General features: G+C 70.4%; 16 protein-coding genes and 1 pseudogene. 6 read left to right on the top strand and 11 right to left on the bottom strand.

Translation table 11 applies throughout. The features are described from left to right. Positions 1 to 55 precede the first annotated feature (55 nt). Positions 56 to 718, top strand: a complete 663-nt coding sequence (locus GTY58_RS11695) for a response regulator transcription factor (RefSeq protein WP_010983670.1) — start codon at positions 56 to 58, stop codon at positions 716 to 718. Between the two features lie 223 nt (positions 719 to 941). Further along, positions 942 to 2,222: a ribonuclease D gene (locus GTY58_RS11700; RefSeq protein WP_010983671.1), complete on the top strand. Its 1,281-nt coding sequence runs from the start codon at positions 942 to 944 to the stop codon at positions 2,220 to 2,222. Positions 2,223 to 2,225: 3 nt separating this feature from the next. Here the strand turns inward: GTY58_RS11700 and GTY58_RS11705 are convergent. Further along, positions 2,226 to 2,441: pseudogene (locus GTY58_RS11705) on the bottom strand (carbohydrate ABC transporter permease); the annotation flags it as partial. Between the two features lie 274 nt (positions 2,442 to 2,715). Between GTY58_RS11705 and GTY58_RS11710 the strand changes: the two are divergent. Together GTY58_RS11710 and GTY58_RS11715 are read left to right on the top strand one after the other, a co-directional pair. After that, positions 2,716 to 3,942 (top strand): acetyl-CoA C-acyltransferase, encoded by a 1,227-nt coding sequence (locus GTY58_RS11710; RefSeq protein WP_010983673.1) that lies wholly within the window; start codon positions 2,716 to 2,718, stop codon positions 3,940 to 3,942. Further along, positions 3,939 to 6,065 carry a 3-hydroxyacyl-CoA dehydrogenase NAD-binding domain-containing protein gene (locus GTY58_RS11715; RefSeq protein WP_010983674.1) on the top strand — a complete coding sequence of 709 codons (2,127 nt, stop codon included), beginning with the start codon at positions 3,939 to 3,941 and terminating at the stop codon, positions 6,063 to 6,065. Before GTY58_RS11710 ends, GTY58_RS11715 begins: the two co-directional genes overlap by 4 nt. 97 nt (positions 6,066 to 6,162) lie before the next feature. Here GTY58_RS11715 and GTY58_RS11720 read toward each other — a convergent pair whose 3' ends face one another. The 5 genes from GTY58_RS11720 to galE form a co-directional block, all read right to left on the bottom strand. Continuing rightward, positions 6,163 to 10,662: a glycosyltransferase gene (locus tag GTY58_RS11720; protein ID WP_078234700.1), complete on the bottom strand. Its 4,500-nt coding sequence runs from the start codon at positions 10,660 to 10,662 to the stop codon at positions 6,163 to 6,165. After that, positions 10,659 to 11,879, bottom strand: coding sequence for a CDP-alcohol phosphatidyltransferase family protein (locus tag GTY58_RS11725; protein ID WP_010983676.1), 1,221 nt, complete (start codon positions 11,877 to 11,879; stop codon positions 10,659 to 10,661). Before GTY58_RS11725 ends, GTY58_RS11720 begins: the two co-directional genes overlap by 4 nt. A gap of 304 nt (positions 11,880 to 12,183) precedes the next feature. Beyond that, positions 12,184 to 13,761, bottom strand: coding sequence for a hypothetical protein (locus tag GTY58_RS11730; protein WP_010983677.1), 1,578 nt, complete (start codon positions 13,759 to 13,761; stop codon positions 12,184 to 12,186). A gap of 40 nt (positions 13,762 to 13,801) precedes the next feature. Beyond that, positions 13,802 to 14,917, bottom strand: coding sequence for a hypothetical protein (locus tag GTY58_RS11735; protein ID WP_037649994.1), 1,116 nt, complete (start codon positions 14,915 to 14,917; stop codon positions 13,802 to 13,804). Positions 14,918 to 15,000: 83 nt separating this feature from the next. Then, the gene (gene galE, locus GTY58_RS11740) at positions 15,001 to 15,987 is read right to left on the bottom strand and encodes a UDP-glucose 4-epimerase GalE (protein WP_010983679.1); all 987 of its coding nucleotides are present in this window, start codon (positions 15,985 to 15,987) and stop codon (positions 15,001 to 15,003) included. Positions 15,988 to 16,170: 183 nt separating this feature from the next. Between galE and GTY58_RS11745 the strand changes: the two genes are divergently transcribed. Continuing rightward, entirely contained in the window at positions 16,171 to 17,280 is a 1,110-nt protein-coding gene (locus GTY58_RS11745; RefSeq protein ID WP_010983680.1) for an LCP family protein, read from the top strand. A 114-nt stretch (positions 17,281 to 17,394) separates the two neighbouring features. After that, positions 17,395 to 17,760 carry a hypothetical protein gene (locus GTY58_RS11750; protein WP_010983681.1) on the top strand — a complete coding sequence of 122 codons (366 nt, stop codon included), beginning with the start codon at positions 17,395 to 17,397 and terminating at the stop codon, positions 17,758 to 17,760. 60 nt (positions 17,761 to 17,820) lie between these two features. Here GTY58_RS11750 and GTY58_RS11755 read toward each other — a convergent pair whose 3' ends face one another. The 5 genes from GTY58_RS11755 to GTY58_RS11775 all read right to left on the bottom strand — a co-directional run bounded on the left by GTY58_RS11755 (position 17,821) and on the right by GTY58_RS11775 (position 25,262). Then, complete coding sequence (locus tag GTY58_RS11755; RefSeq protein ID WP_037649993.1) at positions 17,821 to 19,281, bottom strand: glycosyltransferase family 39 protein; 1,461 nt, start codon at positions 19,279 to 19,281, stop codon at positions 17,821 to 17,823. 96 nt (positions 19,282 to 19,377) lie between these two features. Next, positions 19,378 to 20,901, bottom strand: coding sequence for an amino acid permease (locus GTY58_RS11760; RefSeq protein ID WP_010983683.1), 1,524 nt, complete (start codon positions 20,899 to 20,901; stop codon positions 19,378 to 19,380). A gap of 138 nt (positions 20,902 to 21,039) precedes the next feature. Beyond that, the gene (gene dxs, locus GTY58_RS11765) at positions 21,040 to 22,968 is read right to left on the bottom strand and encodes a 1-deoxy-D-xylulose-5-phosphate synthase (protein WP_010983684.1); all 1,929 of its coding nucleotides are present in this window, start codon (positions 22,966 to 22,968) and stop codon (positions 21,040 to 21,042) included. A 216-nt stretch (positions 22,969 to 23,184) separates the two neighbouring features. Further along, positions 23,185 to 24,477 (bottom strand): ABC transporter permease, encoded by a 1,293-nt coding sequence (locus tag GTY58_RS11770; protein ID WP_010983685.1) that lies wholly within the window; start codon positions 24,475 to 24,477, stop codon positions 23,185 to 23,187. Continuing rightward, positions 24,474 to 25,262 (bottom strand): ATP-binding cassette domain-containing protein, encoded by a 789-nt coding sequence (locus GTY58_RS11775; protein ID WP_010983686.1) that lies wholly within the window; start codon positions 25,260 to 25,262, stop codon positions 24,474 to 24,476. Before GTY58_RS11775 ends, GTY58_RS11770 begins: the two co-directional genes overlap by 4 nt. Positions 25,263 to 25,424: the final 162 nt, after the last annotated feature.

Here is a 25,424-nt window from a genome sequence, read left to right on the forward strand (position 1 = left end):
TTCGTCCCGGCTTCATCCCCAGAGCCGGCCCCGTCCCCGCACCCCAGGAGGCCTGGTGTCCGTTCTCCTCGAGCAGCCCGCAAGCCTGGTCGCCTACCGCCCGAACAAGCCGACCGCCATGGTGGTCGTGGCCGACCCACGGGTCCGCTCCACCGTCACCCGCCACCTCTGGGCGCTCGGAGTGCGCGACGTCATCGAGGCGTCGTCCGTCGCGGAGGCCCGTCCCCGTATCGGCAACCCGCGTGACATCTGCGTCGCCGACGTCCACCTGCCGGATGGTTCCGGCCTCACCCTGCTGTCAGAGACCAGAGCCGCCGGCTGGCCCAACGGCCTCGCTCTTTCCGCCGCCGACGACATCGGCGCCGTCCGCAACGCCCTCGCGGGCGGAGTGAAGGGCTACGTCGTCACCGGCACGCGGACGAATCTGGGACTGCCCACCCGGCCCGGCGCCGCCCCCATCGGCTCCGCCGCCGCCCGTATGCACCGCCGCCCCCCGGGTGCCCCGAGCCACCCGGGCGGCTACCGCGAACTGTCCGGACGCGAGGTGGAGGTGCTGCGCCTCGTCGCCGAGGGCCAGTCGAACAAGGCCATCGGCGTCTCGATGGGCCTGTCCGCACTGACCGTCAAGAGCCACCTCGCCCGCATCGCCCGCAAGCTCGGCACGGGCGACCGCGCCGGAATGGTGGCGGTGGCCCTGCGGACCGGGATCATCCACTGACCGCACCCCTTGACGGCACCCACTGACCACACCCCCTGACCACTCCCATTGACCGCATCCGCCGATCACACCGCCGATCGCATCCGCCGACGCGCTGCACCGACCACATGCACCGACCACATTCACTGACACGTGTGACACGTGACTGGTTTACGACCCCCAGACGCCCGTCGACGGAACGTTCCGTCGGCGGGCGTTGTCCATACACAGATACCCTTGACAGGTGACCGACGCCCAAGAGACCGCAGCAGACAGCTCACTGCGAACCACCGGAGGCGCCCCTCCGGACGACGTCGAAACGGCGCCGACCCCGTTGCTCGAGCCCCGCGAGGGCATTCCGCCCGTGATTGCCGACGACGCCTCGCTCGCCGAGGTGATCGCCGCCTTCGCCGCCGGCAGCGGCCCCGTGGCCGTGGACGCCGAACGTGCGTCCGGGTACCGATACGGCCAGCGCGCCTATCTGGTGCAGCTGCGCCGCGAGGGCGCCGGCACGGCGCTGATCGACCCCGTGGCCTGTCCCGATCTCTCGGGCCTCGGCGAGGCGATCTCCGGCGTCGAGTGGGTGCTGCACGCCGCCACCCAGGACCTGCCGTGTCTGCGCGAGATAGGCATGGTGCCGACGCGGCTCTTCGACACCGAGCTGGCCGGGCGGCTCGCCGGGTTCCCGCGGGTCGGCCTGGGCGCGATGGTCGAGAGCGTCCTCGGCTTCGTACTGGAGAAGGGGCATTCCGCCGTCGACTGGTCGACCCGGCCGCTGCCCGAGCCGTGGCTGCGCTACGCCGCCCTCGACGTCGAGCTGCTCGTCGACCTGCGCGACGCCCTGGAGAAGGAGCTGGACCGGCAGGGCAAGCTGGAGTGGGCCCAGCAGGAGTTCGACGCGATCGCCTCGGCGCCGCCGCCGGAGCCGCGCAAGGACCCCTGGCGCCGTACGTCCGGCATGCACAAGGTGCGCCGGCGCCGGCAGATGGCGGTCGTACGGGAGCTGTGGGAGACCCGGGACCGGATCGCGCAGCGCCGGGACGTCTCGCCGGGCAAGGTGCTCGGGGACACGGCGATCGTCGAGGCGGCGCTCGCCCTGCCCGCGAACACACACGCCCTGGCCGCGCTGAACGGCTTCGGGCACCGCATGGGCCGCCGGCAGCTGGAGCAGTGGCAGACCGCCGTCGACCGGGCCAGGGCACTGCCGGACGCCGAGCTGCCGCAGCCCGGACAGCCGGTGACCGGCCCTCCGCCGCCGCGCGCCTGGGCGGACAAGGATCCGGCCGCCGCCGCCCGGCTCTCCGCGGCCCGCGCCGCGGTGTCGGCGCTCGCCGAGCGGCTGAACATGCCGCAGGAGAACCTGATCACGCCGGACACCGTGCGCCGTGTGTGCTGGGAGCCGCCGAAGCTCGCGGACGCCGACTCGGTGGCGGCCGCACTCGCCGCCCACGGGGCCCGGCCCTGGCAGATCGAGCAGGTCACGCCGGTACTGGTGACGGCCCTCGCCGCACCCCCCAAGGCCTGAGGCTCACTTCGTCACGGCCCGCGTGAACCCGTTGCGGATGAACCGCTGGAGGAACAGGAAGACGATCAAGGTCGGCAGGACGACGAGCACCGCACCGGCCGAGATCGTCCCCCAGTGCGCGCCGAACGGCCCCCTGAAGCGGAACAGCGACGTCGAGATCACGCCAAGATCCTCGGTCGGCGCGTAGCGGAAAGGCGGGCAGAAGTCGTCGCAGACGGTGAAAGCGTCACGACCACGGGTGGCGCGTTCTGTGCGGACGCGGCGGGTACGTCGTTCGAGGTGATCACGGGGTGAGGGGTCGGGCTCGCCTCCGGTGCCCACTCCCGTCCTGGCCCCGGGAGGGTCCACGGCACCCCCGCGGATGTGACCTTCACCGCTCCCGCCTCCGGGGCTGGGCAGCATGGTTACTCACAAGTAGCATGGAGAGGTGAGCGCGCGCTCAGTCGCGTGCGCCGCGCAGCAGTGCCACCCCGCACCCTGGAGGAGAGCCATCGTGCCTCGTACCGTCAGGGATGTCGTCTTCGTCGACGGCGTCCGCACCCCGTTCGGCAAGGCGGGCCCGAAGGGCATTTACCACGAGACCCGCGCCGACGACCTCGTCGTGAAGGCGATCCGGGAGCTGCTGCGCCGCAACCCGGGTCTCGACCCGAAGAAGATCGACGAGGTCGCCATCGCCGCGACCACCCAGATCGGCGACCAGGGTCTGACCCTCGGCCGCACGGCCGGCATCCTGGCCGGGCTCCCCCAGTCGGTCCCCGGCTACTCCATCGACCGCATGTGCGCGGGCGCGCTGACCGCCGTCACCGCCACGGCGGGCTCCATCGCCTTCGGTGCGTACGACGCCGTCATCGCCGGTGGTGTCGAGCACATGGGCCGTCACCCGATGGGCGAGGGCGTGGACCCGAACCCGCGGTTCGTCAGCGAGAAGCTGGTCGACGAGTCCGCCCTCTTCATGGGCATGACCGCCGAGAACCTGCACGACCGCTACCCGCACATCACCAAGCAGCGCGCCGACGAGTACGCCGTGCGCTCGCAGGAGAAGGCCGCCAAGGCGTACGCCAACGGCAAGATCCAGCAGGATCTGGTGCCGGTCTCGGTGCGCAACACCAACGCGGAGGTCGGTGAGACCGGCTGGGGCCTGGTCACCGCCGACGAGCCGATGCGCCCGGGTACGACGCTGGAGAACCTGGCCGGCCTCAAGACCCCCTTCCGCGTCCACGGCCGGGTCACCGCCGGTAACGCGGCCGGTCTGAACGACGGTGCGACCGCCTCGATCATCGCGTCCGAGGACTTCGCCCGCGAGCACAACCTCCCGGTCAAGATGCGCCTGGTCTCCTACGCCTTCGCGGGCGTCGAGCCGGAGGTCATGGGCTACGGCCCGATCCCGGCGACCGAGAAGGCCCTCGCCAAGGCCGGCCTGTCGATCGAGGACATCAACCTCTTCGAGGTCAACGAGGCCTTCGCCGTCCAGGTGCTCGCCTTCCTCGACCACTACGGCATCGCCGACGACGACGCGCGCGTCAACCAGTACGGCGGCGCCATCGCGTTCGGTCACCCGCTGGCCTCCTCCGGCGTGCGTCTGATGACGCAGCTGGCCCGCCAGTTCGAGGAGCAGCCGGAGGTCCGTTACGGCCTCACCACCATGTGCGTCGGCTTCGGCATGGGCGCCACGGTGATCTGGGAGAACCCGCACCACAAGGACGCCGGAGGCGACAAGTGAGCACCACTGAACTCCTGAAGGGTGCGGCCGCGCTGTTCCCCGACGAGGTCGTGACGTCCGCGCACGTACGTCACCTCGACCTGCCCTCCGGCGCCGGGCGCTTCGCGCTCATCACGCTGGACAACGGCTTCGACCACACCAAGCCGACCACCTTCGGCCCGGCGTCGCTGGCGAACCTCAACACCGCCATCGACCAGGTCGAGAAGGAGGCCGCGGCCGGCGAGATCGTCGGTGTCGGCATCACCGGCAAGCCGTTCATCTTCGCGGTCGGCGCGGACCTCAAGGGCGTCGAGCTCCTGAAGAACCACGACGACGCGCTCGCCATCGGCAAGGGCGGCCACGAGGTCTTCAAGCGCCTCGCGGGCATAGCGGTTCCGACCTTCGCGTACTACAACGGTGCCGCGATGGGCGGCGGTGTCGAGGTCGGTCTGCACTGCCAGTACCGCACGGTCTCGGCGGCGCTGCCGGCGTTCTCGCTCCCCGAGGTCTTCCTCGGTCTGGTCCCCGGCTGGGGCGGCTGCACGATCCTGCCGAACCTGATCGGCGCGGACAAGGCCGTCTCGGTGATCATCGAGAACTCGCTCAACCAGAACAAGCAGCTCAAGGGCGAGCAGGTCTACGACCTCGGCATCGCCGACGCGATCTTCGAGGGCGCGGACTTCCTGGAGCAGTCGCTGCTCTGGACGACGGCCGTCCTCAAGGGCGAGATCGCCGTGGAGCGTCCGGAGATCGACCGCGGCGAGGCCTGGGACCAGGCCGTCGCCAAGGGCCGCTTCATCGCCGACAGCAAGGTGCACGGTGCGGCCCCGGCCGCCTACCGCGCGCTGGACATCATCGCCGCCGCCAAGAACGGCGACCTCCAGCAGGGCTTCGACGCCGAGAACCAGGCCCTCGCCGACCTCATCATGGGTGGCGAACTGCGCTCCGGCATCTACGCCTTCAACCTGGTCCAGAAGCGCGGCAAGCGCCCGGCGGGTGCGCCGGACAAGTCGCTCGCCCGTCCGGTCACCAAGGTCGGCGTCGTGGGCGCGGGCCTGATGGCCTCGCAGCTGGCGCTGCTGTTCCTGCGCCGCCTCGAAGTGCCCGTCGTCCTGACGGACATCGACCAGGAGCGCGTCGACAAGGGTGTGGGCTACGTCCACGCCGAGATCGACAAGCTGCTGCTCAAGGGCCGCGTCAACCAGGACAAGGCCAACCGCCTCAAGGCGCTGGTCTCCGGTGTGCTGGACAAGGCCGAGGGCTTCTCCGACGCGGACTTCGTCATCGAGGCCGTCTTCGAGGAGATCGGCGTCAAGCAGCAGGTGTTCGCGGAGGTCGAGGCGGTCGCCCCGGCGCACGCGATCTTCGCCACCAACACCTCGTCCCTCTCGGTCACCGAGATGGCGTCGAAGCTGAAGCACCCCGAGCGGGTCGTGGGCTTCCACTTCTTCAACCCGGTCGCGATCCTCCCGCTCCTGGAGATCGTCCGCGGCGAGCAGACGGACGACGCCTCCCTGGCCACGGCCTTCGGTGTCGCCAAGAAGCTGAAGAAGACCGCGGTGCTGGTGAAGGACGCCCCGGCGTTCGTCGTCAACCGCATCCTCACCCGCTTCATGGGCGAGATCCAGAACGTCATCGACGAGGGCACGCCGGTCGAGGTCGCGGAGAAGGCGGTGGAGCCCCTGGGCCTGCCGATGTCCCCGCTCGTCCTGCTGGAGCTGGTCGGCCCGGCGATCGGTCTGCACGTCTCGGAGACCCTCAACCGGGCCTTCCCGGACCGCTTCACGGTCTCCCCGAACCTCGCGGCCGTCGTCAAGGCGGGCAAGCGCGGCTTCTACGTGTACGACTCCGGGAAGCCGGAGCTGGACCCCGAGGTCGCCGCGCTCCTCAAGCAGGGCGATGTCGTCCTCACCGAGGAGCAGGTCCGCGACCGCGTCCTGGACGCGGTGGCCCAGGAGATCGGTCTGATGCTCGACGAGGGCGTCGTCGCCGAGGCCCAGGACATCGACCTGTGCCTGATCACCGGCGCGGGCTGGCCCTTCCACCTGGGCGGCATCACGCCGTACCTGGACCGTGAGGGCGTCAGCGAGCGGGCGAACGGCAAGCGGTTCCTCGAGGCCGGGGTGGCTTCGGTTCCCGCGTAACACCGCCTCGTACACGAAGAGGGCCCCCGCCACGGCGGGGGTCCTCTCTGCTTGTTCCGGGCGACGGGGCATAAGGGCCCGGTCGCCGGGGCCGGTGTCAGGCCGCGTCGACCCAGCCGTGCCGCCCCGCCCCCTCGGGCGACCGGGACCGGCCGGGCATGAGCGCGCCCACGGGTGCCGGGGGTGCCAGCTGCGCCGCGCTCGCGTCGCCCATGGCGTCGATGGCCTCGTAGACCCGCTGGCAGTTGCCTCCCCCGCGGTGCACGAAGAAGTCCTCGACGCGCGCGCGGTAGGCCGGTTCGACGGTGAAACCGCGGCGGACGACCTCGATGATCTCGTCGACGGCCTGGTCGACGGTCCGGCAGACCGGGCCGAAGCCGTCCTCGGAGAGGTTGAAGTAGCCGCGCTTGTAGTGCCGCCCGTAGAAGTCCTCCTCGTCGAAGGGGACGTAGACGAGCGGGATTCCCATGTAGGCCACGTCGAAGAACACCGAGGAGTAGTCGGTGACCATCAGCGAGCATTCCTTCATGGCCTGCTGGACGTTGCGCGTGTGCGGGTCGGCGACCTCGATGGACGGCGAGGAGAACTTGAAGTTGTGCAGGTAAGGCCGGATCTCGTAGTGCGGGAAGAACTCCAGGTCCACACCGAAGTGGTCGAGCGCCCGGCCCAGCCGGGGGTCGGAGAGCAGTGACCGGTAGAAGCGGTAGTACTCGGACTGGGTGAAGTTGGTCTTCGCCGGGCCGGCCGACTTCTTGTAGGAGGCGGTGACGATCCACTGCCGCCAGGTCGGCATGAGCAGGATGCGCGGCTTGTCCCTCGGTTCACGCTGGAGGGCGTCGAAGCGGGGGAAGCCCACGGGCTTGGCCCGGTCGCCGTACCCGGCTTCCAGCGCCATGAAGTCGCGCTCCTGCCGGCCCGCCGTCACCAGCAGGTCGTAGCTGGCGATGCGCTGGTCGGCACCGGTCGTCACATCGTTGTAGGTGACGCCGTGCTGAAGGAACACCCGCTGGTACTTGACCAGTTCGCCGAAGCGATGCAGGAAGAGCGCCTTCTTGTAGCCCTCGGGGACGAGATACGACTCGGAATCGTACGACCCGATGAGCTTGGTCGCGTGCAGCAGGTACACGCGGTGCTTGAAGCTGCCGAGCGTGAGCACCCGCCCGTACGGCGCGACCTTGGCGCGGTCGGCGGACGCGCCGTCGATCACGTAGTACGCCTTGCGGCGCTTGCGGTTCTGCCGGATCCACTTGAAGAAATGGTACGAGTTGTCCTGGGCCGTGTCGGAGCGCTCCCCGATGAGCCAGATCTCCTTGGAGTTCAGGAACGGGTAGGTCAGCCAGTAGGCGAACCGCATGCGCCAGCCGGGGTTGCGCGTCTTGAGGATGCGCAGCTCTCGCCCGGCCCGCCACAGCGCGTGCCGGACCCGGGCCGCCGGGCCGGAGGCGACGAGCCGCAGGTGCAGGGCGTCCTGCGCGGCGATCGTCAGCATGTAGCGGTAGGGGCCGACCCGGCCCGGCCCCTTGAGCCGGTGCAGCGCGAGGCGTGCCTTCATCACGACGTTGCGGTGGCGGCTGCCGTCGGCGAGGTGCACGCGCAGGCGCAGGTCGCCGACGCCGAAGCCGCTGTCCGCGAGCACCTCGGCGGGCAGCTCCGCGTGCCAGCCCGCGTACAGGTCGCGGCCGTTGCGGGCGTTCCACAGGTCGCGCCGGTACACCTGGGTGAGCGGCACGGTGACCTTGCTGTGGCGGGTCTGGTAGACCAGCTCGAGACGGTTGTCCATCGGGCCGCTCAGGTCGACTCCGGGAAAGGCCATGCAGCCTTCGACGACCAGCACGTCGTCGCGGGCGCGGACGCTCTCCACCACGACATTGGGGTCCTTGACGCGGGCGGTGGTGCTCGGGCGGACTCCTCCGGCGAAGGTCCGGTAGAACCCGTCGTCGTCCAGCTCCAAACGGAGGGGCGCCGCGGCCAGGGCCGGCTCGGGGTCGCAGAACAGTTCGAAGTTCCCGCTCTTGGCGGCGTAGTGGTCGAGCTGCTGGGCCGGGCTGGTGACGAACTCGACGATCACGTCGTCGGGAATCTGCGCGTAGTGCCGGTGGAGGTCGGCGAACATCTCGGCCAGCTGCGTACGGCCCATGACGTTGCGCGCGTTGCACAGGAAGCCCTTGTACGTGCGGGTGGCGTACCGGTGGAACATGCGGCGGATCTCGGGGCGTTCCTCGGCGCTGTAGTTCAGGAGGAAGTGGTTGAGCCGCAGGTGGTCCACGTAGTTGGCCGGCTTGCTCCACAGGGAGTCCATGATGGAGGAGCCGTCGGGGCGTCCGCGGTAGTAGTAGACGGGACGGTCGACGAGGCTGAGCGAGTTCGCGCGGAGCATCGCGGGCAGCGTGAGCCAGGCGTCCTCGAAGTGCACGCCCTCGCCGAACCGCAGGCCCAGGCGGCGCAGCAGCCTGGTACTGAACAGCTTGTTGCAGGCCGACCCGCTGAAGATCATGTCGGGGGCGTCGGCGAAGTCGTGGAAGACCCGGTCGCCGTCGCCGAAGTACTCCTTCCACGGGCCGTAGGGCCGGTCCGGGAAGTTGACGAGGTCGCCCATGACGACCTCGGAGCCGTCGCGGCGGGCGGCTTCGAGCATCGCGGCGAGGGCGTCCTCGCCGAGGATGTCGTCCGAGTCGAGGAAGGTGACGTAGGGGGCGCTGACCTGGTCGAGGCCCGTGTTACGCGCGTTGCCCAGGCCGCCGTTGCGCTGGTGCACGACGGTGACGTTGGCGTAGAAGCGGGCGAAGTGGTCCAGCATGCGCGGCGTCTCGTCGGTGGCGCCGTCGTCGACCAGGATGACCTGGGTGGCGGCGAAGCCGCGCTGGGCCGCGATGGAGGCGAGGCAGTCGTCCAGGTACTTGGCCACGTTGTAGCACGGGACGACCACCGCGAGCTCGAAGCGGTGGGTGAGCTGACGGATCGGCGGATGGATGCGGTCGCGCCACCACATCCACGGTGCGTTCGGGTCGCTCTGCTCGGCCTCGAAGGTGCGCCGGCTCGCGGTCGCGGAACGGAAGGCGAGGTTGCCGCTGACGGTGCGGTATCCCTCGAACTCCTCGTCCTCCCGGGTGAAGTGCAGACCGTCGAGGTCGATGTCGCGCACGTTCAGCGCGGAGCGCGACCGGCTGCGATTCCACTCGACGACGACCGAGACGTTCCACACGGTGGCCTCGGAGAGGTCGTCGCCGAGCACGCGGACCAGGTCCGCGCTGCCCTCGAAGGTCACGAAGCGCTCGTCGACGGAGACCTTGGGGATCGGGACGACGACGTCCCGCTTGGTGTGCCGGTTCCGTACGGCCAGGGACAGACTGATGGTGTCGTCGGCGGTGATCCGGCCGAAGCGGTTGACGAGTTCGCCGTCGAAGGTGAGTTTCGTGCCCTCCACCTGCCAGCTGTTGAGCTGGGCGAAGAGCGGTACCTGGGACACGGGTGCCGCGGCCAGGCCCAGTTCGGTGACGTCGAGCAGACGGCGGGCGTCCGGCAGGTGGAGATGGTCCCCGGACCAGTAGACGCGGCCGTCCTCCTCCACGAGGTAGGAGGAGAAGACGCTCTTGCGCTGCGCGTAGTCCAGGGTGGTCAGGGCGGCTTCCGTCTCCTGGTACATCAGGAAGTAGGCCCGCACCCGGTCGACGGGGCCGCACAGCTCGAACGCCTCGTCGCTGACGGAGAACAGATAGGCGCTGACCGTCGCCGCGAAGCCCTGCTCGAAGGCGGCATCGCCCTCCGCGAGGGCCCGCATGTACAGCCGCAGGTCGTGCGAGAGGAACTTGGAGTCCTTGCGGACCTTGAGCGACCACAGACCCCGCTCGAGGAGGAACGCGTCCGTGGCGCGGTGCACCGCGATGCGGTCCCTGATGCTGCGCAGCTCGCCGGTGCGGCCGGTGATCGACGCGCCGTCCGACTCCCACATCCACCGGTAGACGGGCTCGGTGATGACCGTGATGCCCCTGGCGAGGCAGCCCGCGACGGTGGAGAAGTACGTGTCCTCGTAGAAGACGCCCTCGGGGAACCAGACTCCGGCCGTGCGCAGGAACTCGACGTTGTAGAGCTTCGCGGCGGCGATGGGGTCGGAGAGCAGGAGCGGGAACTCCTCCAGGTCGGACACGGTGCGGCTCATCGCGTAGACCTCGGGGGCCCAGGGCTCGGACTCGCCGGTGGTCCGGTTGATCCGCACCGCCTTGCCCGCGGTGATGTCGCTGCCGGTCTCCAGCGCGCTCGCGACGAGCCGCTCGCAGGCGCGGGGCGGCAGTTCGTCATCGGCGTCCAGGAACATCACCCAGCGCCCTGCGGCCTGTGCGATGCCCCAGTTGCGGGGAGCCCCGACGCCTCCGCTGTTCTCCTTCCTACGGAGCACCCGCACACGCGGGTTGTTTCCGGCGAAGTTGGTGACCACTTCGATGGTGCCGTCGGTCGACGCGTCGTCGACGACGATCACCTCGACCAGCTCGTAGGTCTGGTTCACGGCCGACTGGAGCGCCTTGCCGATGGTGGTCGCCGCGTTGTACGCGGGGATGACCACCGTCACCCAGGAGTTGTCGCCGTCCTGCACCTGTCTCATCTCGAGTTCTCCCACGCCCCCGGTGCCCCGCGCCGCTCGCCGGACTGGGCTGTCCCGTACTGCGGGAGCGGCCCGGCGCCGGCGTGCTGGCGGGGAACATGGGGGAGTCCGTCGTGCTGCTGCGGAAGGTCGTGCCCGTGGGGGGTGACGTTCGGCTGCGGGTAGGGCCAGAAGCCGGGATCGTCCTCGGCCTCCGGTGCGCGGTACCGCTCGTCGGCCAGCAGGGCCTCCTGCGCGGCACGGCGGTGGCGGCCCCGGTGCAGATGCGGGGCGATGGTCCCGACGGTGGCCGGGGCGGGACTCAGCTCCTCCATGACGCGGGTGAAGTCGCGGGTGGAGAGCCAGAACTTGTACATGATGACGAGCTCGAAGAGCATCACGAGGGCCGCGGAGACCACGGTGGTCCACAGGATCTGACCGATCAGCGGCCCCACGATGAAGATGAACATCTGGAACTCGATGCCGCTGATGAGGTGGGGCCGGATCCGGGTGCGCAGCATCGCCCGGCGGACGCGCGTGTACCAGGGGAACTGGTCGCGGAACTGCTCGTGCAGGTCCACCACGTTCGCCGCGCCGGCCTCCTCGCGGAGGGTCTCGGCCGCCGCGCCCGGGTTGTCCCGCAGCAGGTCCTCCATGAAGACGACCTGCTCGCCCTCGGCGTCGGCCGGGACTCCGCGCGCGGCGCGCTCCTCCTCCTCACGCGCTTTGGTGATCTTCTCGATCTTCGTGCGCATCGACATGCGCATCTTGTAGATCTGGAGCGCGTCGACGTAGCGCAGCATGTCGAGGAAGACCACGACCAGCGCGGCGACCAGATAGCGCTCGTCGTCGGTGGGCAGGAACTGACCGCCCATCAGCGCGAGGGCGCAGAACAGGACGCGGATGCGGTCGAAGACGTAGTCGAGCCAGCCTCCGAAGACGGTGCCGTTGCCCTTGAGCCGCGCCAGCTTTCCGTCGATGCAGTCGAGGATGAAGCTCAGGTGGTAGAGCAGCGCGCCGATGAGCAGGGACTGGGGGTCGCCCTTGAGGAAGAAGCCCGCCGCGGCCAGGCCGACGAACAGCGCGGCCCAGGTGACGCGGTTCGGCGTGATGAACCGGAAACGCGCGAGGACGATCAGCATCCGCGTGGCGACGGGATCGACAAGGAGGACCGTCCACCAGGCATCCCGCTTCTTGACGGTCAGCTTCTGGACAGCCCGCAGGGACAGCTTGGTCATAACTCCTCAACCAGGCGCAAGACAGGACAAAATGCCCTGCGGCTGCGCCGTCGCGACCCAGGGAGCTTTCACAGGTGAACCCCGGGTTTCACAGGGGCTTCACACGAGAGATCCAAACTTTAACAACGCCTCATCAAAAATGAACGTGTATAGGCCACGGCTTGATCGCGACGTTAATCACAGGCGATCCCGTACAACCATTTCCTATCCGGCTATACCGGACTCTTTCCGTCCTCTTACCGGTCTCTCACGGACCGCCCGGGGTCGGCCTCGGACCGCCGGATCAGCCTCGGGCCGCCCGGGGTCAGCCTCGGGCCGGCTGCCAGTCGCCGAAGGCGAGGGAACCCGCCTGCTCACGCCGGTGCGCGACGAGCAGCCCCTGTCCGGGTGCCCTGGTCGCGACGGCCAGCCGCCCGGTACGGCTCACGGCGGCGGCCGGAATGCCGTACGACCGCTCCGCGAGGTCCTGCCACCACACCCCGGTGCCGGGCCTGCCCTCGGGATAGGCGCCGACCGCGCAGGCGCCGCCGGAACCCGACCGAATCAGCAGGGAGTACGCCCAGCCGTCCATCTCGACGCCCGACGCCGCGGCCACGGGCCCGGAGCCCTCCGCGTCACCGAGGGGACAGGGCGCCTGGGCGCCCGGGCGCCAGGCGGAAGGTGCGTTGGTCCGCAGGTCGCGGAAGTGGATGCTGCCCGGCTCCGGCGCCGGGGACATGGTGCCGGGCCGGGCCGCGAACGGCGGTGTGCGGTCCTCCGTCCAGGCACCCCCCTGCGCCGGATACCAGCGGACCACGGCCTCCGTGTCGCGGGCCCGGGCGTAGACCTCGACCCCGCCGTGCGGGGTGGTCACCGCGACGAGGTCGTCGGCGACCCGGGTGCCCCCGAGGTGCTGCCACGCGGTCCAGACGCCGTCCACCGACTGACAGCGGTAGCTGATGCTGTGTCCGAAGTTCCGTACGAAGACGAAGAGATTGCCGGCGGAGTCGAACGCGGCGGTCGGGAAACCGACTTCGCGCCCCTTGCGCCAGTCGCCGGAGTTGGGGCCGCCGAGCGAGTTCCACGGCGTCAGCGGCTGCCCGGTGCGGTACTGCACGGCGTGCACGACCTCGACGTCCACGCCGCCGTCGCCGCGCCGCGTCCTGCGCAGCGCGAACAGGTGCGGGAAGCCGTGCGGATCGCGCACCACGGTGAGCCCCGGCAGCAGACCGGGGCCCTCCACCGGTTCGGGGCCGCGCCAGGCCGTGCCGTCCGGCAGGTCCTGGAACCAGCGCACCACCCCGGCGGCGGTGGGCAGGAAGGCGGTCAGCCGGCCGTCGAAGCCCGCCACCAGCCAGTTCACCGGGGCGGGATGCCGCAGGCAGGACGCGGCGCCCAGGCGTACGTCCGCCTTCGCCCGGTGGCAGTCGACGTAGAGGGGCTCTCCGGTCTCCGACTGGAGAGCGCGTGCCGCGGCGAGCGCGTCCGCCGCGATGTCGGCGTGCCCGGCCGGCTCGTCGTACACCGGCGTTCCGCCCGTCTCGTCGAACGAGACATGAACGGGGTCCGGGTCCAGGGTGTGCAGCCGCTCGGGGTTGATCTCCCGCAGCTCGTCGAGCAGCGCCGCGACAGAGTCGCCGCCCTCGCCCCCCAGGATCCGGGGAGCGCCCAGGACGCGGCAGCCGCGCTCGGCGGCCTGCGCGAGAGCCCGGTCGAGCGCCGCCCGGCCCTCCTTCGCCCCCGCCCGCAGGCAGACGACGGCGATCTCGGCGCCGGGCGCTTCGAGCGTGACGAGTGGCACCGCGGCCGCGGGTTCCGTGACGACCACGGCCACCACGTGCGGACGAATTCCCGGCGCCTGGGCGACGGCGCCGCCCGCTCTGCGCTCGGACCTGCGTGTCATACCCTCACGTCCCTCTCCCCGGGTGCCGCGGCGACCCGGGTCATATCCGGCTCCAGGTGCTGAGTGTCAGCCCCGGTCCGTCCTCCTGGCGGGCCAGGGTCAGCGAGCCGTCGGCGGCGACGGCCAGCACCACCACCCGCCCCCGCCCGTCGAGCGCGAGGACAGGATCCCCCAGGCAGGCCGTGCCGGTGTCCGTCCACCACACTCCGTTGCCCTCGTCCTCCGCGACGCAGACGCCGAGCATGATGCGCCCCTCGGCGCCCCGGTGGGCGAGCACGGTGCAGGGGTAGCCGTCGAGGGTGGTGCTCACCACCGCGTGCCGTCCGTCGCCCGGGTCCCCGCCGAGCGGAACGGGCCACTCCCCCGCGCGGACGGCGACCATGCCGCCGCGCACATCGGTCAGGAAGTACGTGACCCGGCCGGGAGAGGTCTCCGCTCCGGTCACGGATCCGGGCAGCGGGATCACGCCGAAGTCGTGCCCGCGCCGCAGTACCGCCCCCGGCTCCGGCTGATGCCAGGTCAGAGCGCCGGTGCGGGCCGGGGCGAGAAGTTCCACGTGTCCGGTCGACGTCGAGACGGCCGCCGGAGTGTCCACCGCGGCGGTCACCTGGAGATCGAGCCAGGGCTCCCAGCGCCCCTGGGTGTCCTCCCGCCGGACGGCGACCCGGCCCTCCGCCGTGGGCACGAAGACGTACAGGGTGCCCGCGGTGTTGACGGCGGCGGTCGGGCCTCCCATGAGCGCGGTGCGTTCACGCTTGGCGTGCGGGTTGCCGATCGACCGCCACTCGCTCAAGGGGCGGCCCGCCTGGTACTGGATCGCGTAGACCAGGTCCACGGTGAGCGAACCGTCCTTCGCGGGACGCACCCGGCGGCCCAGGAGATGCGCGTACCGGTTACGGCCCTGGGCGACCGTGAGATGCGACAGGCCCTTCGCCGGCAGGACGTCCGGTCCGAGCCAGTCGGGGCCGCCGGGCCGGCGCTCGGTCCAGCGGAGTACCGCCTGGTCCACCAGCGCGTACGCGAGGAGCCGGCCGTCGTGTCCGGGGAGGAGCCACGGCCCCGACCGCACGGCCGCCGGCCGGTCGGCGAGGTCTAGTGCTTCCTCGCCCACCGGCTGCTGCCGTTGCCCGTTCGCACGCGCGGAGGTGGCCCGCATGGTCTTCGTCGTCCTTCCCAAGGCGTCGGCCCCCGGTCCTTTCGGGGGCCCGCACGCCGGATCGTAGAGAGACGGCCCGGCCGTCAGCGCCGCGCCTGCGGATGCCGCGCGCACCAGCCCGCCCACGCCGACGCGACCATCGCGCGCGCGTCGTACCGGGCCGACCAGCCGAGTTCCGCCTGGATGCGATCGGCCGCGGCGACCACCCGGGCCGGGTCACCGGGCCGGCGGGCGGCCGACACCGGTGCCGCGTCGGCACCGTAACCGGTCACCTCGCCGATCAGCTCGATCATCTCGCGCACGGAGACACCCTCACCGCGGCCGATGTTGACCGTCAGATCACTGCCGGGCTCCCGGCCGGTCAGCGCACGCGCCGCGGCCAGATGGGCGGAGGCGATGTCCTCGACGTGGATGAAGTCCCGTACGCAGGTGCCGTCCTCGGTGTCGTAGTCGTCACCGAAGATCACCGGCGCCGTGCCCTGGGTGAGCTTCTCGAACACCATCGGGATCAGGTTGAACACCCCGGTGTCCGCGAGGCGTTCGTCGGCGGCCCCCGCGACATTGAAGTAGCGCAGGGAGGCGGTGGTCATGCCGTGCGCGCGGCCCGCGGCACGCACCAGCCACTCGCCCGCCAGCTTCGTCTCGCCGTAGGGGTTGATGGGGGCACAGGGTGTGTCCTCCGTCACCACCTTCACATCGGGCATGCCGTACACGGCCGCCGAGGAGGAGAAGAGGAAGTTCCGCACACCGGTTTCGGCGGCCGCGTCCAGCAGGGTCTCCAGCCCGTGGACGTTCTCGCGGTAGTAGTACAGCGGGCGTTCGACCGACTCCGCGACCTGCTTCTTCGCCGCGAGGTGAACGACACCCGTGATGTGCAGGTCGGCGAGGGTGCGCCGGAGCAGCCCGCCGTCCAGCGTGGAGCCCTTCACGAAGGGCACTCCCTCAGGGGTCCGGCCCGGGTCTCCGGTCGACAGATCGTCGTACACGGCGACCCGCTCGCCCGCCTCCAGCATCGTGCGGACGACATGCGCCCCGATGAACCCTGCCCCGCCTGTGATCAACCAAGTCATGGCCGCATACTATTTCTTTCGGTCTTGTTCACGAATACATCACGATCCAACCATGAACAGTTGAATACCTGTCTATAGTGCAGGCTCAGTCAGGCAGATCACGGACCGGCCACTCCCCCCACCCGGGTCCCCACGCCGTTCAGCACCGCCCTCAGGGGCACGACAAGCGAGGACTCAGGCAGGATGAGCCATGTCTCGACGCCCCAGCGCCGAAGCACCGGTGAGACACCCCGCGGACGCGGCGGTCGCGGACGCAAGCGGCCCGGAGGCCGCCGAACAGGCCGGAAGATCCTGCTCGCCCTGCTGATCCTCGTCCTCGCGGCGGCCGGCACCGGCTACTGGCTCTACAGCGACCTCAACAACAACATCGAGGGCGTCGACATCGACAAGGCGCTCGGGGACGACCGGCCCGAGAAGCTGGCCACCTCCGGCCAGAACATCCTGGTCCTCGGCTCCGACTCGCGTGCCGGCAAGAACGCCTCGCTGAACACGGGCAAGGTCTCCGGGGCGCGTTCCGACACCGCTCTGGTGATGCACATACCCGAGGGCCGCAAGAAGGCCGTCGCCGTCAGCATCCCCCGCGACACCCTCGTGACCCGTCCCGAGTGCGCCAAGTCGGACGGCTCCACGCTCGCCTCGGCGAAGCGCGTGATGTTCAACTCGGTCTACTCGCAGGCCGGTCCGGCGTGTGTGGTCAAGACCGTGGAGCAGATGTCCGGGGTGCGGATGGACCACTTCGTGGAGATCGACTTCGCCGGGTTCAAGGGGCTCGTGGACGCCATAGGCGGTGTGACCGTCACCGTCGACCAGGACATCCACGACACGTCGAGCGGCCTGGACCTTACCGCCGGCACCCACAAGCTCAACGGCACCCAGTCCCTTCAGTTCGTCCGCACCCGGCACGGCATCGGGGACGGCAGCGACCTCGGACGCATAGGCCTCCAGCAGGAGTTCATGCTCGCCCTGCTCTCCGAGATCAAGCAGCAGGATCTGCTGGGCAGCCCCACGAAGGCGTACAAGATCGCCAACAACCTCACGGAGTCGCTCACCACGGACTCCGGTCTCGCCTCCCTCACCAAGCTGGCCGAGTTCGGCCGCAGCATGAACGGCGTCGACCCGTCCACCATGGAGACGATCATGCTTCCGGTGGCGTACGACAAGGCCGACCCGAACCGGGTGGTGGCCGCCGAGCCGCAGGCAACGACGCTCTGGAAGGCGCTCCGAACGGACGCGACCATCCCGGAGTCGGCGAAGAAGTCACCCGCGACCGGCGGGACGTCGTCCGCTTCGTGACGGCCCGACGGCCGGGCCCCGCGCCGGCCGCGGGGCACCAGGGCAATTCGCCCGTTTCCGTCCCAGCGCCCACACTGGACTCGGCAACCCCGCCCAGGGCCCAGGAGGAAACGCGTGACGACTCTTGTGATCATCGACGCCGCCAACGTCATCGGCTCCGTCCCCGACGGCTGGTGGCGCGACCGCCGGGGCGCGGCGGAACGGCTGCGGGACCGGCTCGCGCGGGACGGGGTGCCGGGAGCCGAGGGGCCGGTGGAGATCGTGCTCGTGGTCGAGGGGGCGGCACGCGGTGTGGAGTCCGTGCCCGGTGTACGGGTCGAGTCGGCTCCCGGCAGCGGGGACGACCGGATCACCGAGCTGGCCGCCGAGGCGGCCGGGCGCGACCGCCTCGTGGTCACCGCCGACCGTGAACTGCGGCGCAGGGTACGCGAGTCGGGGGCCGAGGTGGCCGGGCCCCGGGCGGTGCTCGGTCCGTCCTGATCACCGGTACGACGAGATCGCCGAGGCCGTCGACGACGTCGCCCCGCGTACCGCGCCACGTCAGTCCCGTCCGGACGCGGGCGCGTACAGCACCGCCCCCTCCACCCGCCCCACCTCCTCGTACCCGGCCGCCAGGATCCGCCGCAGCGACGGCACCCGCTCCGGCCGGTACGGCTTGTCCCGGGAGTCGTCGACGATCAGGGCCGGCGGGTGCGCGGCCAGCTCCGCGCGGAAGGCCGGCCAGGCGCCCTCGACCGCGTACCTCTCCCCGACCTGGGGCCCGTCGCGGCCTCCGCTGTAGTTGGTGAGGAGGCCCGCCGTGAGGTAGCGGCTGGCGGGGGCACGGTCGGCGAGCCAGTACGTCTCCGGGTGTATGCCCCAGACCAGGACCGGGTCGCCGGGTGCCGTGCGGCGGACCACCGCGTCCGCGAGGCGCTCGGCGTGGGCGAGGTCGGAGCGGGGCGCCAGCAGACCCCACGTCAGGAACAGCGTGCAGCAGCACGCGGAGGTGAACACCGCGGTCACCATGCGGTCGCGCGGCAGGGCCTGCAACGCGGCCGTCGCCAACAGCGCGACGGGCGGGATGAGTTGCAGGAAGTAGTGGCCGAAGAAGTGGAAGCCCAGCAGCACCGCCACCGCCGACGAGGCCGGCCACAGCCACAGCTCCGCCGGGCCCGTACGGGCCCGGCGCAGGACGCGGACCACCGGGGGAATCAGCCCGGCACAGGCCACCGCGAGGATCGCGGTGTTGGTCAGTCCCCGGGTCAGTACGTGGAGTTCGGAGCCGGTGAAGGCGGCGTAGGCGCCCGATCCCGTGACCGTCCAGAACACGAAGCCCGCCGGATCGGTGAGCACAGCCGCGCCCAGCACCGGCACGATCGCCCCGGCTCCCAGCCGTACCAGGCCCGTCCGTGACACACCGCCGCGGCACAGCAGCCACACCACCGGCACCAGCACCGCGCCGCCCGTCTGCTTCACCAGGAAGGCGCAGGCGACGGCCGCCCCCGCCGCGCCCCATCGGCGCCGGTCCGCGCACCACATCGCGGCGGCCGTGCACGGCAGCATGAACACCTCGAAGGTCGCGGCCTGCGCGTCCTGGGGGTTGAGCCCCACGGAGGCCAGCAGATACAGGACGCCCGCCGTACGGCCCGCCCCGTCGCCCCAGCGGCGCCTCGCCAGCGACGCGAGCAGCACCGCGGTCAGCAGCTGTGCCAGCACCGCGAGCACCCGCACGGAGGTGAGCGACCCGGAGCCGCACACCGCGAACGCGCCCTGGTACAGCCACGGCAGCAGCGGCGGCTTGCGGTCCACGACCGTCTCGTACAGCTCTCCGCCGCCCGCCAGCATCCGGGCCTGTACGGCGAGATAGCCCTCGTCGGGGCTCCAGAGCGGCCGTACGAACGAGGGGACGCGCGTCAGACAGGCCAGCACCGTCAGCGGGGGCAGCAGCCGGCTCCAGTACCCGCGCTCCCTCCTCGGTGCGACTACGGAACGTGGTGCGTCAAGGGGCTCGACGAGCATACGGAGCACGCTATCCGGCCCCGCGGTCTCCACCGAAGCGGGACATACGGGGCCGGGGCGTCGAAGACAGGGATTACTCGGTGTCGCCGACCGGGACTACTCGATGTCGCCGCCCGACGGCGTCGGCGTCCGACCGGCCGCGGCCGCCTGCTCCCGTCCGAGGCGGCTGTGCGAGCGCCCGTACAGGAAGTACACGACGAAGCCGATCACCATCCAGACCGCGAAGCGGATCCAGGTCTCGGCGGGCAGGTTCAGCATCAGCCACAGCGAGGCGAGGACCGACAGGATCGGCACCAACGGCACGAGCGGGGTGCGGAAGGCGCGGTGCAGGTCGGGGCGGGTGTGACGGAGGATGATGACGCCGATGGCGACCACCACGAAGGCGAAGAGCGTGCCGATGTTGACCAGTTCGGCCAGTTCGCTGAGGCTGGTGAAGCCCGCGACGATCGCGATGATCACGCCGAGCAGGATGGTCGGCCGGTGCGGGGTGCGGAACCTCGGGTGGACGCGGGAGAAGAACCGCGGCAGCAGTCCGTCGCGGCTCATCGCGAAGAAGACACGGGTCTGGCCGAGCAGCAGGATCATGCAGACCGTCGTCAGACCGACGGCCGCGCCGAAGCTGATGACGCCCGCGTACCAGGGGTGTCCGGTGGCCTTGAAGGCGTCGGCGAGCGGGGCGTCGATGGAGAGCCGGGTGTACTTCTGCATGCCCGTGACGACGATCGACACGGCCACGTACAGCGTGGTGCAGATGAGGAGCGAGCCCAGGATGCCGCGCGGCATGTCCCGCTGCGGGTTCTTGGTCTCCTCGGCCGCCGTCGCCACCACGTCGAAACCGATGAAGGCGAAGAAGACGACGGAGGCGGCGGTGAAGATGCCCAGCACTCCGAAGTTGGTGGGTGCCCAGCCGAACATCAGCTGGACCAGCGGGGACTTGACTCCGCTGCCCGCCGCCACGTGCTCGGCCTTGGGGACGAACGGCTTGTAGTTGTCGCCGCTGATGAAGAAGGCACCCGCGATGATCACGATCATGACGACGGTGACCTTGATCGCGACGACCACCGTGGTGACCCGGGCGGACAGCTTCACGCCGATGACCAGGATGACGGTGAGGACGAGCACCAGCGCGGCGGCGAGGATGTCGAAGCCGAACCCGGTGGCCCCCTCGCGCCCGCTGAGGTAGTCGGGCAGATGCCAGCCCGCGTTGTCCAGGAGCGAGCGCACGTACCCCGACCAGCCGACGGCCACCACCGCCGTGCCGAGCGCGAACTCCAGCACCAGGTCCCAGCCGATGATCCAGGCGGGCAGTTCGCCGAGCGAGGCGTACGAGAAGGTGTACGCGGACCCCGCCACCGGGACCGTGGACGCGAACTCCGCGTAGCAGAGCGCCGCGAGTCCGCAGGCGATGCCCGCGGCGACGAACGCCAGCGAGACGGCAGGCCCGGCGTTCTCCTTGGCGACCTTGCCGGTGAGGACGAAGATGCCGGTACCGATGATGACACCGACGCCGAAGACGGTCAGGTCCAACGCGGACAGGGATTTCTTGAGCGCGTGCTCAGGTTCCTCGGTGTCCTGGATCGACTGTTCGACCTTCTTCGTCCTGAAGAGGGTGCTGCTCACGGGCGTACCTCCCACGCTGCGTCGTCCCCGACATGATCGAGAGGGGGCGTGGTCCGTATGCCCCGGCACGGGGGGTGTCACGCGAATGGGCCGGTTCCACCACCGTAAAGGGTGCTGAAACCGGCCCACCTGGATGCGTCAGTCGCGCGCGGGCTCCACCGAGTCGATCTCCGCCGTCGGGCGCTCGAAGCGGCCGTCGAGCTTGGAGACGAGCCCGGTGACCTGGCGGGCGATGTCCGGCGCGGTCAGGCCGATCTCCGCCATGACCTCGCCCCGGGAGGCGTGGTCGAGGAAGCGCGGCGGGATGCCGAAGTCGCGCAGCGGTACGTCCACGCCCGCGTCGCGCAGGGCCTGCGCGATCGCCGAGCCGACGCCGCCGACGCGGGAGTTGTCCTCGACGGTGACGACCACGCGGTGCCGCTCGGCGAGCGGGGCCATGGCCTCGTCGACGGGCTTGACCCAGCGCGGGTCGACGACGGTCGCGGAGATGCCCTGCTTGTCGAGGAGGCCGGCGATCTCCAGGCACATGGGCGCGAGGGCGCCGACGGAGACGAGGAGCACGTCCGGGGCGTCGGTGCCGGGCTCGCGCAGGACGTCCATGCCGCCGATCCGGCCCACGGCGGGGACGGCCGGGCCGACCGCGCCCTTGGAGAAGCGGACCACGGTCGGCGCGTCGTCGACGTCGACGGCCTCGCGCAGCTGGGCGCGGACCTGGTCGGCGTCACGCGGCGCGGCCAGGCGCAGGCCCGGCACGACCTGGAGGATGGACATGTCCCACATGCCGTTGTGCGAGGCGCCGTCGGTGCCGGTGACGCCCGCGCGGTCCAGGACGAAGGTGACACCGCACTTGTGCAGGGCCACGTCCATCAGGACCTGGTCGAAGGCGCGGTTGAGGAAGGTGGCGTAGACGGCGAAGACGGGGTGCAGTCCGCCGGTGGCCAGGCCGGCCGCGGAGACGGCGGCGTGCTGCTCGGCGATGCCGACGTCGTACACCCGCTTCGGGAAGACCTTGGCGAACTTGTCGAGGCCGACCGGCTGGAGCATCGCGGCCGTGATGGCGACGATGTCCTTGCGCTCCTGGCCGAGCTTGACCATCTCCTCGCCGAACACGGAGGTCCAGTCGGCGCCGGAGGAGGCGATCGGCAGGCCCGTGTCGGGGTGGATCTTGCCGACGGCGTGGAAGCGGTCGGCCTCGTCCTGGAGGGCGGGCTGGTAGCCGCGGCCCTTCTCGGTGAGGCAGTGCACGATGACCGGGCCGCCGAAGCGCTTGGCGCGGGCGAGCGCGGACTCCAGGGCCTCGATGTCGTGGCCGTCGATCGGCCCGACGTACTTGAGGCCGAGGTCCTCGAACATGCCCTGCGGGGCGATGAAGTCCTTGAGGCCCTTCTTGGCGCCGTGCAGGGTCTCGTAGAGCGGCCTGCCGACGACCGGCGTGCGCTCCAGGAGGTCCTTGCCGCGGGCCAGGAAGCGCTCGTAGCCGTCCGTGGTGCGCAGGGTGGCCAGGTGGTTGGCGAGGCCGCCGATCGTGGGGGCGTACGAGCGCTCGTTGTCGTTCACGACGATGACGAGGGGGCGGTCCTTGGCGGCCGCGATGTTGTTCAGCGCCTCCCAGGCCATGCCGCCGGTGAGGGCGCCGTCGCCGATGACCGCGACCACGTGGTCGTCGCGTTCGAGCACCTGGTTGGCCTTGGCGAGGCCGTCGGCCCAGCCGAGGACCGTGGAGGCGTGCGAGTTCTCGATGACGTCGTGCTCGGACTCGGCCTGCGAGGGGTAGCCGGACAGGCCGCCCTTCATCTTCAACTTGGAGAAGTCCTGACGGCCGGTGAGCAGCTTGTGGACGTAGGACTGGTGCCCGGTGTCGAAGAGCACCCGGTCCTTGGGCGAGTCGAAGACGCGGTGCAGGGCGATGGTGAGCTCGACCACGCCGAGGTTGGGGCCGAGGTGGCCGCCGGTCTTGGAGACGGCGTCGACGAGGAAGGTCCGGATCTCCTCTGCCAGCTGGTCCAGCTGCTCCAGGCTGAGCCGGTCCAGATCGCGCGGTCCCCTGATGCGGGTCAGCAGCGGCACCCGTGCCTCCTTGCAGTAGAGCTGTTCGAGCTGTTGCCGGGTCCGTCGAGTCTAATGTTCCGTTGTGCCGGGTGGCGTCCGGCCCCGGCCACGTACACCATACGATCGGCCGGAATCGTTCGGACACGGCTGCGCCCGGCACCGCCATTGGTGCCGGGCACAGGTCCGGGAGGGGGCCCCGCAGGACGCGCGGGGCCCCGGTGTTCGGCGGAGCGCTTACGCGCGGCCCGCCGACTTCTGGGTCTTGCGGGTGACCGCGTCGATGACGACGGTCGCGAGGAGTACACCACCGGTGATCATGTACTGGACCGGCGAGGCGATGCCCTGAAGGGCCAGGCCGTACTGGATCGAGACGATGACCAGCACACCGAGCAGCGCGTTCCAGGTGCGGCCGCGGCCGCCGAACAGGCTGGTACCGCCGATGACGGCCGCCGCGATGGCGTTCATCAGGAGGTCACCGGCACCGGCACCCTGGTTCGCCGAGGCGATCTTGGAGGCGATGAACAGACCGCCGATGGCGGCGAAGGTGCCGGAGATCGCGTAGACCGAGATACGGACCGCGGCGACGTTGATACCGGCACGGCGGGACGCCTCGATGCTGCCGCCGAGCGCGAAGATCTTGCGGCCGTACGCGGTGCGGCGCAGCACGAAGTCCGTGATCACCAGGACCGCCAGGAACAGGACGACGGCCAGCGGCAGGCCCTTGTACTGGTTGAAGACGGCGGCGGCGGCGAAGGCCACCACGGCGAGGAGCACCGTACGGACGATGATCTCGCTCAGCGGACGGGACGGCACCCCCGCGGCCTCACGGCGGCGGTTGTCGAAGAACGTGGTGAGGAAGAAGACCGCCACGGCGAACACGGCGAGACCGTAGGCCGCCGCCACGTCGCTGAAGTAGTAACCGCTCAGCTTGGCCACCAGGCCGGAGCTGTCCAGGTTGATCGTGCCGTTGCTGCCGAGGATCTGGAGCATGAAGCCGTTCCAGAACAGCAGACCCGCCAGGGTGACGGCGAAGGCCGGCACACCGATGCGCGCGAAGACGAAGCCGTGGATGGCGCCCGCGACCGTACCCGTGAGGATGGCGAGAATCAGCGCCAGCCACTCGGGCATGCCGTGGGTGACGTTGAGGACCGCGAAGGCGGCGCCCGCGACACCGCTGACGGAACCGACGGAGAGGTCGATCTCGCCGAGCAGCAGCACGAAGACGATGCCGACGGCGATCATGCCGGTACCGACCATCGCCACGGAGATGTCGGAGAGGTTGCCCGCGGTGAGGAAGTTCGAGTTCAGGCTCGCGAAGATCGCCCAGATGATGATCAAGCCGACGACGACCGGGAGGGAGCCCAGGTCACCGGCGCGGATCTTCCGCTTGAACTCGGAGATGTAGCCGGCGAAGCCTCGTTCGCGCACGAGCAGCCGGGGGTCGACGGCGACGTCCGATCCCGCGGCCGCCTCCGGGTTCTCGACGGCGGCCTGGTCCGCGGTCGCGGAGGTCTTTTCGATGCTCACTTCTGAGCCTCCCCGTTGCGGGCCGCACGACGGGTCACGGCGTTGTCCGTGGCACCCGTGATGGCGGAGATGATCTCTTCCTGCGAGGTCGACTTGACCTCGAAGACGCCGTTGTTGCGCCCCAGGCGCAGAACGGCGACCTTGTCGGCCACGGCCTTCACGTCAGCCATGTTGTGGCTGATGAGGATGACCGCGTGACCGCGCTCGCGCAGCCGCTCCACCAGGTCGAGGACCTGTGCGGTCTGCTCGACACCGAGGGCCGCGGTGGGCTCGTCGAGGATGACCAGCTTGGGCTCGCCGAGCATGGAGCGGGCGATGGCCACGGTCTGGCGCTGACCGCCGGAGAGCGAGGCGATCGGGATGCGCACGCTGGGGATGCGGATCGACAGCGTGGTGAGCAGCTCACGGGAGCGGCGCTCCATCTCGACCTCGTCCAGGATGCCGCGCTTGCGCAGCTCCCGGCCCAGGTAGAGGTTGCCGACCACGTCGATGTTGTCGCACAGCGCGAGGTCCTGGTAGACCGTCGCGATGCCCAGGTTCTGGGCGTCGTGCGGCTTGTTGATCTGTACGGCCTTGCCGTCCCACTCGATGACGCCCTCATCGATGGGATGCACGCCGGCGATCGTCTTGACCAGCGTGGACTTTCCGGCGCCGTTGTCGCCCACCAGGGCGACCACTTCACCGGCGTGGATCTCAAGCTCTACGTCGGTGAGCGCCTGGACGGCACCGAACCGCTTGGAGACCCCGCGCAACGCCAGCACGGGCGTAGCGGACACGTGAACCATCTCCTTCGCCGCCTGACCCGGCGGGAGGTTGTGCAGAAGTTTGGAGGGGGAGTTCCGTCCGGCGCCCCGCCCTAGCTTTGCGGGGCTGATGGATGCGGGGCGCCGGAGGGGCTTGGAGCAGGCACGTCCCGAACGGGAATCCGGGGGCGAATTCCCGTACGC

This window comes from Streptomyces sp. SID5469, from assembly GCF_009862865.1.
Classification (GTDB): domain Bacteria; phylum Actinomycetota; class Actinomycetes; order Streptomycetales; family Streptomycetaceae; genus Streptomyces; species Streptomyces avermitilis.